Genomic DNA, 11605 nt, shown 5'->3' on the forward strand with positions numbered 1-11605 from the left:
TTTAATCATTATTTTCGATATAGATTATCTCATCAAGAGCTTTTGACATCTCGTCTCGTGTAACTGTTTCATCGATGAAAGCTTTGCCGATTTTCTTTAAAAGAATGAATTTGATCTTATCTGAGTCGGATTTTTTATCTGACTTTGTGAGATCGAGAACAGCCTCTTTATCTACATCCTCGATTGAAATAGGAAGATTGAACGGAACAAACATATCCCTTATCTCATAATACTCTTCCATTGAGATAAGTTCTCTTTTCCAGGAGATAAAAGCTGCTGCGATTGCTCCAAGTGCAACGCATTCACCGTGTGTAAGCTCGAAATTCTTGTGCTTTTCGATGGCATGACCAAGAGTGTGGCCATAGTTTAAAAGAGCTCTGTCTCCCTTTTCGGTTGGATCTTTTTCTACAACTGCTCTCTTGATGTCACAGCTTCTCTTTACCATTTCCATTACAACTTCAGGGTCTTTATCATTGATCTCGTACATGTTCTCAATAAGGAACTCATAGAAATTCTGATCCTTGATAAGACCATGCTTCATGACCTCGGCAAAACCTGATGCATACTGTCTGCCATCCAAAGTTTTGAGTGTAGAAACATTGATATAAACAAGTCTCGGCATATAGAATGCACCAACCATGTTCTTGACGCCCTTGAGATCGACCCCGGTCTTACCACCAACGCTGCTGTCGGTCTGAGCAAGCAGAGTTGTGGGAACCTGAACAAAAGAGATACCTCTGAGATAAGTTGCTGCACAAAAGCCACCCATATCTCCTACAACGCCTCCGCCAAGAGCAACGATCAGATCATGCCTGTCGAAGTGTCTTTCCATAAGAAATTCATATATTTTTGCGATTTCTGAGAGCTGTTTATTGCTCTCGCCTGCAGGAATTTCATAAATGACAACCGTGTCTGAAATCTCATCAAGCTTCTTTTTTACTTCATCGCCATATATTTTTCCAACATTAGTATCTGTAATTACCGCTATTTTCCTTTTTTCAAATCCAAGAGAAGAAATCTCTTTTGACAGATCAGAAAATGAATCGGTAAAAACTATATCATAGCAGGGTTTACCCTCATAGTTTACTGTCAGTCTGTTTTCCATACCTTTTCTCCGTTTATTTTATTCAAAATAAAAAGCTGTTGACTGTAAAGCTACATGTCAACAGCCTGATATTTAATCTATTTGCTGTGGTCCTTCTGTAATACCACCGCCAAATGTTCCGCTCAAGATATTCTGGAAATCTCCGGAAATATCAACTGATGCAGGTGTAATGATGAAAATATATCTTGATATCTTCTGAAGATTACCTGCAATAGCAAAACACGAACCTGATGTGAAATCAATTATCCTCTGAGCAATGTCAACATCGAGACCTTCGAGGTTAAGTACAACAGTACGATTAGCCAGAAGTGTTTCTGTGATTTCTCTTGCATCCTCAACCGAAGTAGGTTTGATTACACATACTTCCATGCCTGAAGCAGATAAAGATTTCTTGGATCTGCTCGGAGAAACCTTAGGAGCAGTCTTCTTGGTCTTCTCCTCAGCGATTTCTATGCTCGGATCATCCTTTCCAATAGGTGTCTGGTTGTTAATGGAATCTACCTTGGAAGTGAAGCCCTCGTCAGGTTCATCGTAATAACCATCTTCTTCCCCATTAAGTTGAATTGCATTCAAAAACTTATCCATGAAACTCATATCACTATACTCCTCACATTTAGTCCCAACAAACCTCTATAATTTTAACGTAAAATGACATATTCTGTCAAATATTGTTAAGAAATTTATCCGCCATTTTCGGGCTTTTGCTCGTTTGTGACTCCTGTGTCAGAAATATCCTCAACAGATTCTTCTGCTTCCTCTTCAGTCGATTCCTCTGTCATTTCTTCAGTTGCTTCTTGTGAAGCATTTTCATCAACTGTGGATGCATCTAACACTATGTAGTCGTAGACATTGAGTCCATATGTTGTATTTGATCTTACGATTGAGTATTCATCATTCTGATAAAGAATACTGATCTGTCTGAAGTCAGCATACCCCTTATTTATGTTATACACGCCTATAAGAGAGTCCGTTCTGCTGATGGTATATCTCTGGTTTGAATCAGTAAGTATAAGACTATCACCGCTTCTTAATGTATCCATACCAAGATAATACATAGTATCTGATTCATTATAGATTACAACGTTAATGAATTCAGAAGTTTCATTGCCCTGTTCATCGTATTTGACTTTGAGAACGCCGGTGTTGTTTTCGTTATTCTTTATAATGTAACTCTTGGGAACAAGATAAAAGCTCTTGGTTACTATTGATGAGTTGGGAATTTTTAGGCCTTTCTCATCTTCGGTTATTAGCTCTATGTTTATAAATCTGTCTCTGCAGAAGGTTATCATTGAATTTGTAAATGTCAGTTTTACAAATGTTTCACCTTCAGGATTAGTATAGGTTGATACCTTGCCCCAGGATTCATGCTGATTTTTGATGAATCTCACTTTAACATATTCCAGATCGACAAGTTCCTGTACCTTTTCAGGATCATCTTCCTTGATCACTACTGACCACTCTTCATTGGTACAGAGCTTGTATACGGGATCTCCGGACTTAACAAGAGTATTGTTGACAAGCTGGGTCTTAGTGTAATTTGATTCATCAAAGACTGCAGAAGTCATTTTTTCAAGAGTAAGGTCTTCGTAGCCGTCTATTGAGTAGATTACAATACCTGTATCCTGCGCATTTTTATAATTAATAGACTGAAGTGTTGCACTGTTCGCGTTAAGAGACTGGATATTTGAAAGAATACTGTTGTTGGAAAGCTTTTGTACCGTACCGTCAAGGCTGACTTTAAAATCATATACTGTGTGGAAATTCTGAGGATCAAATGATGAGTCAAAGTTTACTATCTGCGTACGAAGTTCAGAGAGATCGCCGTCACTTAAGGAAACCTCCTCACTTCCCTGAGACTTGAGATACTCAAGGAGCTGACCCGACTCGTCAACTGTGTAGACAAGATTGCCTACAGCCACTCTTCCGCCTTCTGTTGCGAAATAATTGACATAACCTGCCGTATCACTTTCTACAATCTTCTCGGTACGAAGAGCAACCGCGTCATAGATATTGTTGGTTGAAAGAGCTCCCTCTTTTACCTCATATCCAACCATATGATCCCTGCGAAAATATGTGATAACACTTATAATGATATAGATTGCCATTACAGCAAAGAATATCATTCCAATATTTATATTGTTTATATTTCTGGGATATTTGGTAACCTTTCGATTATGACCTTTCGCCATCTGTTACCTGTCCTTAAAGTATAATTTCAGAATATAAGCCGCGGATAGCCGCGGCTTATAAGAATAATCCTATTTAAAACTATCAAAGTGAAATAACTACTTTAGATTTAACTGACTCTGGAAGTTCAGACTCGTCTAATGAGAGACTAAGTACAAAATCTACCCCAAATTTCTCACTGAGCTTGTCTAATTTCTCAATAACTTCTGAGATGTCTTTCCCCTCAAGACAAGAGATTTTCAAAAAACTGTCAAAATACATTTGCTGGAGATCGTGGTCCTGTGAAATGATACCACTGACAAATCCAATGAATTCATCAGAATTGGTGATACTGAAATCCGGTACTACAATTAAACGGATTTTGTTGTTAAGCTCATACATGTGCTTGGTGTTCTTGTCAAGAAATACGACACTTCCAAGAACGTTCTTTACCTCGGTGTTAACCTTGTCTAATAGGCATTTTGTCTTTCCTTTTCCCTTTTTCCCAACAATTAACTGAACCATCGGCATACCCTCCTGCAAGTAGAAATTTTTATAAAAATATTATAAGTCTTTAGTACCTAAAAGACAACCTCAATTAACGATTTCGTTCAGTAATGAAGTCATATCGGTATATAGCTGTCCACTGTCTGTATCCCGCATGATTACTGCAATATAGGGATTTGATGCAGTATCTCTGGCCAAAAGTATTAGACAATGTCCGGCAGCCTGAGTTGTACCGGTTTTGCCTCCGATGACAGTTACTCCGGATGGCTGTTGTTTGTCACCTTTTAAATAACCGTTTGTGGTACTGACCGTTATTTCTTTGGATGTTCCGCTTGATTCAAGATAAGTCGTTGAATACTCGGTGGTATTGATAATCTCACTGAAAGTGTCATATTGCATGGCAGCATTAAAAATGAGATACATATCATAAGCCGTCACATAATGCTCATCAGCAGTAAGACCATGTGGATTTGCAAAATGAGAATTAGTCGCACCGATAGCCTGAGCCTCTTTATTCATCAGGCCTACGAAATCTTCGATGGAGCTTCCGAAATTTGATGCTATTAAGTTGGCAACGTCATTGGCTGAATATATCAGAAGAATGCGAAGAGCCTGATCAAGGGTCATTCTGTCGCCCTCTTTTAGATTGATCTTCTGTGCTCCGCTCTCAGTGACATAAACATCAGAATGTGCTTCAAGAACCTGATCCAGTTTGCCGTATTTCAGCGCCACGAGAGCTGTCATTACCTTGGTAAGGCTGGCCGGCTGAACCTGCATGTTTACATTTTTTGCAAAAAGAGTTTCTTTTTTATTTAAGTCAAAAAGACCTGCACTTGCCACTTCTGCTATTTCTACGTCGTTTTCGTTCATGTTATCTTCTGCGACGCACAGCTCCGAAGCAAATGTAGGATAATAAAGAGTATTTCTGTTATCGCTTTGTGATGAGGTAACTGAGTACTTGGATGAATATGAAAGTCCGGAGCAACCTGTTACACAAATAGTCCCCAATAAAACAATACTTAAAGCTCTAAGCAGCTTATTTGTACATCTCACGCCACTCAAGGTCTCCTCTGTCAAGTGATTTGATCAGTAGTTCCGCTGATGCAAGGTTGGTAGCAACAGGTATGTTATGCATGTCACAAAGAGTCATAACATTGTTGATATCAGGCTCATGTGATTTAACAGTAAGCGGATCTCTCAAAAAGATTACAAGATCGATCTCATTGTGTTCGATAGCTGCACCAAGTTGCTGGGATCCCCCAAGATGTCCGGCAAGATATTTGTGCACAGTCAGATTTGTAACCTCTTCTATCAAGCGTCCGGTTGTACCTGTCGCGAAAAGATCATTTTTACTTAGTATGCCTCTATATGCTATACAGAAGTTCTGCATAAGTCTCTTTTTTGCGTCATGTGCTATAAGTGCGATATTCATTAACTTATACCCTCCCTGTAATATATTTGTTGCCTTGTAGTCGTACATTGAGTACAAAGCCTATACCCGCATAAACACTTATAAGTGAAGTCAGTCCATAACTGACAAAAGGAAGTGGGATACCTGTATTTGGCATGATTCCTGTAGCAACCCCCATATTTAAGAAGCCCTGAAATCCTATCCAGGCACCTACACCTGCTGCAATCACTTCTCCTGCCTTGGTCTTGGCACGAAGTGATATCATAAAGCATCTTATTGCTATCATCATTATAAGTGCAACAACAAGACATGCGCCTACAAATCCGAATTCTTCACCTATAACTGTGAAAATAAAGTCTGTTTGTGATTCTGATATGAAACCGCCATTGAGAACCGAACTGATCTCATTGGTGTTGTAACCCTTGCCGTAAAGCTGTCCTGAGCCTATTGCCATCATTGAATTCAGTGTCTGATATGCATCGGAATTGGCATAATCTTCGGGATGAAGCCATGCAAGAATACGCCTCTGCTGATAATCATGAAGCAAACTGCTCTCACCCTGAACAGCATTGTATATGACAAAAAGAGCTGTCGGAATCGTGATTCCAAGTACTGTCCATACAATCTTCCTGTTTATACCGGCAACATAGAGAATGGATGCAAAAATGACCATGACCATGATACAGGTAGAAAGGTCAGGCTGAGAAGCTATAAGACCTAAAGGAGCAGCCAATAACAACAGGCAAATAACGATAAATCCGAGGTTTTTGACTTTATCCTTATATTTCATAATAAACTGAGCATAAAATAAAATCAATAAAATTTTGGCTGTTTCAGATGGCTGAAAAGTGATGCCAAAAAGGTTTATCCATCTCTGCGCACCGTTAGTACTGCTTCCGAGGGGTGACAGTACAAGCCCCAGTAAAACAAGGTTTGCAGCATAAGCAATCAGGTAAAGCCTTGTAAACCAAAGGTAATCAAGCAAAGATATAAAAACCATGGCAAATATGCCCGCCACCATTCCTGCAATCTGTTTTTTCTGAGATGAAGGATCTGCCGAGCTAATTGCCATTATTCCGATTATTGTCAGTAACACGACCATAAGAGCAAGAAAAAAGTCGTAATCAACCAACCTGTACTTCTTAAAGTAATCCATATTGTTCCTTAGTCAGCGTTTGTTGCTCCGTCCTGCAGAGTCTGCGCCGTACCTGATATAATTTCGTCTTCGTCCCTGAGGTCGAAGTAATAAGCAAGGGCTTCTTTGGTTATCTGTGCCGCATAGCTTGATGTATAACCGTAGGCTATTCGCGTTGCAATAGCTATCTCAGGCTTCTCATAAGGCGCATAGCATACAAATAGTGAATGGTTTGGCCTGTTCTTGGATTCCTGGGCAGTACCTGTCTTACCTGCTACTGCTACACCGAGGTTTGCATAATAGGACTTGTCCTGGACAACCTGTCTCATACCGGTATGAATAGCATTCCAGTATGCAGGTGACATATCTATTGTGTTGCGAACTTTTGCACTGTAATCCTCAAGCAGATTACCGTTTGGATCAGTTGTTTTGTCGATAAGAGTAAGTTCATAGCAGGTTCCGCTGTTAGCAACAGTTGTTACATATCTTGCAAGACCTACTGTTGTATAAGAATGTGTACCCTGACCGATTGCGGAACGTACAGCGTCCTGATCCGATACATTGGGCTCGGATTCTGCAATCTCAATTCCTGATTTCTCGGTAAGTCCGTACATATCTGCATATCCTGCAAGTTTTTGAAGACCGGTTTCAGGCGAATAAGTTCCGCCGACAAGACCAAGTCTGTATCCGACTTCGTAAAAGAATACGTTGCAGGAATTTCTGATTCCTCCTGTAACATTGAGCCCTCCGTGTCCTCCCGGATGGATCCAGCATCGAGGAGCAGGATTGAGCTTATCAAACTGTCCTCCGCAATATATAACGGAATCAGTGGTTATCACACCTTCGTTAAGCCCGGCTGTTGCAGATACCATCTTAAAGGTTGAACCCGGAGCTGTCTTCTGCTGAGTCGCATAATTGTAAAGAGGATTTGAATTATCACTCCTTAGCTTGGCGTAATATGCTGCATCAACGCCGTTGGCCATAAGGTTATTGTTGTATCCCGGATATGAAACAAGCGCAAGAACATCTCCGTTATTAACATCAGTTACGACCATTGAACCTGTACAGGGATCCAACGCAAGCTGGGCAGGCGTGATATCAAGGCTTGATATCCTGTTGATCATGAATGTATAAGGAGACTCTCCGCCTCTCTCCCAAACAGCCTGCTCTTCGGGATCCATGGTTATAGCTTCCTGTTCAAGCAGAAGGTTGCATACCTGGGTTCCTGTTATGTGACCGTCCAGAAGAAGGTATTTATAGAGCCTTGTCTGGAAATCATAATCTTCTTCAAGCTCTTTTTCTATATAATTTACAATGTGCTTAAATATCTCTTCCGAATCCGCATACTGGTTATCCAGACTAAGCTTGGATACATCGACCCAGTTCACGGCAATAGTGTATTTAAGGTATTCAGCAAGTGATATTGTCTCATCTTTGGTCCATGCAACATAAACGCTGTCATCCCTGTCGACTTTGGAAGAGTCGAGTATGCCGTTTGAATAAAGCATAGAGGCAATATGGCTCATATACCACTGATATTCTTTTGACAGATTGGTATATGGAGTCTGGGTTTCGGTAAGTTCCAGTCTTATCTGGTCAAGAACAGTTGCGTTTTTATTTACAAACTGCTCATAAACAGCTCTCTCATTCTCTTTTGCATTGGCTGCACTGAAATGGCTGATATCAACAACATCGTTATCAAATATCGCATAGTAAACATCATATATAGGAATTACAATGTTACTGGAGCTTGATGTTGAGGTGAAATGGTATTCTTTTACATTTTGTATCTTGGAGACAAGAATTCCGGCAAGTGACTGTTCAATAATGTTGTAACATGCCTCTGTGAGGTCCTTGTCGATTGTCAGATACACGTCATTGCCTGCAACAGAATCAACATAGTTGCTGGTCTCAATTACCTGTCCGGTATTATCTACATAAACGGTCTCTGAACCCTTAGTACCCTGAAGAACACTTTCCATAGCCTGTTCGATACCGGATTTTCCGACTGTATCATTGAGGCCGTAGCTCGGATTGGTTGGTGCAAGTGCAGCAAGCTCATCTTCAGATATTTTACCGGTATATCCAAGCAGCTGTGAGAAATACTCAGAATCTACGTATTTTCTGGCAGTGCTCTCTTCTATGGAAACACCTTCCAAAGTATCGGCATTTTCGAGCACATCTGCTACGGTCTTATCGCTGACATCAGAAGCTACGGTTGTATCGATGTATTTCTGATAACTGTTCTGGCTCATGTTATATCTTATGTTGAGGATCTTGAGCGACTTGGACTTTGAATAGCCCTTCATGGGAACAAAGTCACCGGTAGTCTCATCGGTATCACCAACCCTGAAGCTCTTACACATATCATTAACAACTTCATCGGCGGTCTTTGTCTTTTCCTCGTATTTGAGGTCGTTAATTGAACTGTGCCCATAGACATCTGCAAGAAATCTAAGAAGCTGGTTGCCTTCAACAGTGAACTCAAAATCATTGGCATCATTTAAGATGATATTAAAGTCCTGATCAATGCTGTCACCGTTTTTCTCTATAATGTCAATAAGTCTGTCGAGCGTATCATTGATGGCTTTACTCTTGCCTGAACCGGATTTATATACGTCTTCGATTGTTACGGCATTGGCAAGTTCATTATATGCAAGCAGATTACCGTTTCTGTCATAGATATTGCCTCTGGCAGCTGCAATTGTCTTTTCCTTTTTGATCTTGAGCTTGAAGGTATCAAGATAATACTCTCCATTTATTACCTGCAGGGAAAAGAGCCTGTAGACCAAAAGACAGGAAAGTACAACAAGAACAGTGGAAATTATCACAGCTCTGGATGTTATGAACTTTTTGAATTCTTCCCAAAAATTATCAAACAAATTTTTTAGCGCTCCTCTGTTCTTTCTCGTCGATCGAGTTATTTATCCATAGGATAAACGGATAATAGAAAATTGCGATAAGTGCGGTATATACAAGCTCAGGGATAATAATGCTTGTCATATAGTAGCCTATGTTGAACTTGGTTCTGAACAAAAACATAAGTATATAGCAGACAAAACCGAAAACAAAGTCTGCAAGGCTGATTATTACAATAGGAATGGCAAGATTCTGGGTGAAGAATATCACATGAAGCTTACCTACAACGAAACCGATGTACATATAGATAAGCGCGAAGAATCCAATATAGTTACCAAAAAAGATATCCACTAAAAGTCCGCTGAAAAATCCAACTAAAAGGCCGGGCTTATCGCCCTTGATAAATGCCGTTGAAGCTGTGAGGATAATAAGCAGATTGGGTGTGATACCACCGAAGTCCACTACTCTGAAAACAGTTGTCTGTAGTATAAAAGAGGCGATAACCAGTATGAAATTGTATAATGGACGCCTAAAATTCATATTATTTATTCACCGTATTGTTTCTTTTGGTCCAGTAAAACCAAAACTTCATTCATGTGTTCAAAATCTACCGCAGGCGTGATCCTGCCTGATTTGGTAAGATTGTTGGAGTCATCGTCAATTGTTGATATATAGCCGATCAGAATTCCGGGAAGGTATTTGTCACTGATATTGGAAGTGACTACCTTATCTCCGATACTTACTTTATCGGCTTCGTCTACAAGCTTGGAGAAGCTGACATAACCTTGTTTGTAGAGTTCAAGATCACCGGAAACAATAAGATTGTCTGATGATGAAAGAACCATTCCGCTCACTGCAGCATTATCGGCAATGATGGATTGAACCTTGGCCCAGTCGGGACCAACGTCAATTACTCTTCCCACAAGGCCTCCGCCGGCTATAACATTCATATCGATCATGATGCCGTCATCCGAGCCTTTATCAATAACAAAGGCGTGGTACCAGTTTCCTGCGTCTTTGGCAATGATCCTGGCGCCTGTCTTCTGGTAATTCTCATAAAGAGCATCGAGTTCATAGAGATTACGAAGCTCGGTAAGTTCGTACTTTTCCTGTTCAAGATTTGTATTGGCAACAGTAAGTTCGTCAATCTGTTTTTTGAGTTCCTGGTTCTCGTCAAGGAGCTTAGTAATAGATTCAAGCCTGTCAGTCGTATCTCTCAGGAACGTTCCTACAGTTGTCATACCCTTCTGAAAGGGCACAACAAAAACACCAGCGAAGGAGTTAAGCGGTCCGGTGAATAAGCTGGTGTTAAAGGTGATTATGATCGTTACTACACATAAGATTGTTAAAATAAAGAGGAGATATTTACTTGGCAGGGTAAATTCTTCTCCTCTTCTCTTGACAATGGGACTCATTTATTTATCCTCTTCAATTCCATATGCAAGAGCTTTATACTGGTCGTCCTGAATAATCTTGGCAAGACCCATAGCAACAGAACCAATTGGATTTTCTGCTATATTAACATTAAGACCAACACCGTTGCTCAATCTCTGCGCAAGGTGGCAAACCTGTGATGCACCACCTGTAAGGTAAAGACCGTGCTTGAAAATATCAGCTGCAAGCTCCGGAGGAGTCTTCTCAAGAGCAGCCTTGATGTTATCAAGGATTGCATCAAAGTTCTCGATAAGCGACTGATTGATAAGATCTGTCGGGATCATTCTCTCTACAGGAAGACCTGTTACGATATCACGACCGTATACAACAGCATCCTTACCTTCTTTTTCAAGATCCTTGAGGGATATCTTGACATTTTCTGAAGTCTTCTCTCCGATCAGTAGACCGAATTCCTTACGGATCACGTTTCTGATGGATTCATCAAATTTCTTGCCGCCAACTTTGATAAGCTTGCTGACAACAATACCTCTGAGTGAAAGGATTGAAATCTCTGTTGTATCATAACCTACATTTACAACGAGAACACCCTGTGAATTCATAACGTCTACATTCATTCCAAGGCCGTCTGCAAGAGGCTTTTTGACCATCATGATCTTCTTGGCCTTGATACCTGCATCGTTTATAAGGTCATGAAAAGCTCTTCTCTCAACTTCAGTAACATCCTTGGGTACTGCAATGTAAACTTCACATGGTTTAACACTGCCCTTCATCTGATCTGTGATAAAGAGTTTAACAAGGGTCTCCATATGCTCGATATCAGCAATAACACCGCTGTTGAGGGGATAAGATATCTTAATCTTATCGGGAGCCTTCTCATACATTTCATATGCTGAATTACCATATGCGAAAACATTTGTCTTGTTTTCGATGGCAATCATGTTCTTTTCTACGGTAAGTCCGTCGTCGTCTCTGTTGTAGATCTTGATATTGCTGGTTCCAAGATCGATTCCAAATATATTAGCCAAAA

At 40.3% G+C, this 11605-nt stretch carries 11 protein-coding genes; all 11 read right to left on the bottom strand.

From position 1 onward, the window contains the following. Window position 1: 1 nt before the first annotated feature. The 11 genes from aroB to G590_RS0101755 all read right to left on the bottom strand — a co-directional run bounded on the left by aroB (window position 2) and on the right by G590_RS0101755 (window position 11603). Entirely contained in the window at window positions 2-1105 is a 1104-nt protein-coding gene (aroB, locus tag G590_RS0101705; protein WP_022763942.1) for a 3-dehydroquinate synthase, read from the bottom strand. 72 nt (window positions 1106-1177) lie between these two features. Next, window positions 1178-1699, bottom strand: a complete 522-nt coding sequence (locus tag G590_RS0101710; RefSeq protein ID WP_022763943.1) for a cell division protein SepF — start codon at window positions 1697-1699, stop codon at window positions 1178-1180. Window positions 1700-1785: 86 nt separating this feature from the next. Next, complete coding sequence (locus tag G590_RS18060; protein WP_022763944.1) at window positions 1786-3294, bottom strand: HlyD family efflux transporter periplasmic adaptor subunit; 1509 nt, start codon at window positions 3292-3294, stop codon at window positions 1786-1788. A gap of 82 nt (window positions 3295-3376) precedes the next feature. After that, window positions 3377-3796, bottom strand: coding sequence for a hypothetical protein (locus tag G590_RS0101720; RefSeq protein ID WP_022763945.1), 420 nt, complete (start codon window positions 3794-3796; stop codon window positions 3377-3379). 69 nt (window positions 3797-3865) lie between these two features. Next, window positions 3866-4831 carry a D-alanyl-D-alanine carboxypeptidase family protein gene (locus G590_RS0101725; protein WP_022763946.1) on the bottom strand — a complete coding sequence of 322 codons (966 nt, stop codon included), beginning with the start codon at window positions 4829-4831 and terminating at the stop codon, window positions 3866-3868. After that, entirely contained in the window at window positions 4815-5210 is a 396-nt protein-coding gene (gene mgsA / locus G590_RS0101730) for a methylglyoxal synthase (protein WP_022763947.1), read from the bottom strand. Before mgsA ends, G590_RS0101725 begins: the two co-directional genes overlap by 17 nt. 4 nt (window positions 5211-5214) lie before the next feature. Then, window positions 5215-6345 carry an FtsW/RodA/SpoVE family cell cycle protein gene (locus G590_RS0101735; protein WP_022763948.1) on the bottom strand — a complete coding sequence of 377 codons (1131 nt, stop codon included), beginning with the start codon at window positions 6343-6345 and terminating at the stop codon, window positions 5215-5217. A gap of 8 nt (window positions 6346-6353) precedes the next feature. Next, entirely contained in the window at window positions 6354-9206 is a 2853-nt protein-coding gene (locus tag G590_RS0101740) for a penicillin-binding transpeptidase domain-containing protein (RefSeq protein ID WP_022763949.1), read from the bottom strand. Further along, window positions 9199-9723 carry a rod shape-determining protein MreD gene (gene mreD, locus G590_RS0101745; RefSeq protein WP_022763950.1) on the bottom strand — a complete coding sequence of 175 codons (525 nt, stop codon included), beginning with the start codon at window positions 9721-9723 and terminating at the stop codon, window positions 9199-9201. The genes G590_RS0101740 and mreD overlap by 8 nt, the downstream gene beginning before the upstream one ends. A gap of 5 nt (window positions 9724-9728) precedes the next feature. Further along, window positions 9729-10598, bottom strand: coding sequence for a rod shape-determining protein MreC (gene mreC / locus G590_RS0101750; RefSeq protein WP_022763951.1), 870 nt, complete (start codon window positions 10596-10598; stop codon window positions 9729-9731). Further along, on the bottom strand, window positions 10599-11603 hold the full coding sequence (locus tag G590_RS0101755) for a rod shape-determining protein (RefSeq protein ID WP_022763952.1): 1005 nt from the start codon (window positions 11601-11603) through the stop codon (window positions 10599-10601). It abuts the gene before it with no gap. Between the last annotated feature and the right edge of the window lie 2 nt (window positions 11604-11605).

The organism is Butyrivibrio sp. XPD2006, from assembly GCF_000420865.1.
Classification (GTDB): Bacteria; Bacillota; Clostridia; order Lachnospirales; family Lachnospiraceae; genus Butyrivibrio.

Bases quoted from the DNA above. Each gene is read 5' to 3' on its own strand.
- G590_RS0101720 (WP_022763945.1), bottom strand. From the start codon at position 3,796: ATGGTTCAGTTAATTGTTGGGAAAAAGGGAAAAGGAAAGACAAAATGC.
- G590_RS0101710 (WP_022763943.1), bottom strand. From the start codon at position 1,699: ATGAGTTTCATGGATAAGTTTTTGAATGCAATTCAACTTAATGGGGAA.
- mreC (WP_022763951.1), bottom strand. From the start codon at position 10,598: ATGAGTCCCATTGTCAAGAGAAGAGGAGAAGAATTTACCCTGCCAAGT.
- mgsA (WP_022763947.1), bottom strand. From the start codon at position 5,210: ATGAATATCGCACTTATAGCACATGACGCAAAAAAGAGACTTATGCAG.
- mreD (WP_022763950.1), bottom strand. From the start codon at position 9,723: ATGAATTTTAGGCGTCCATTATACAATTTCATACTGGTTATCGCCTCT.
- G590_RS0101735 (WP_022763948.1), bottom strand. From the start codon at position 6,345: ATGGATTACTTTAAGAAGTACAGGTTGGTTGATTACGACTTTTTTCTT.
- G590_RS18060 (WP_022763944.1), bottom strand. From the start codon at position 3,294: ATGGCGAAAGGTCATAATCGAAAGGTTACCAAATATCCCAGAAATATA.
- aroB (WP_022763942.1), bottom strand. From the start codon at position 1,105: ATGGAAAACAGACTGACAGTAAACTATGAGGGTAAACCCTGCTATGAT.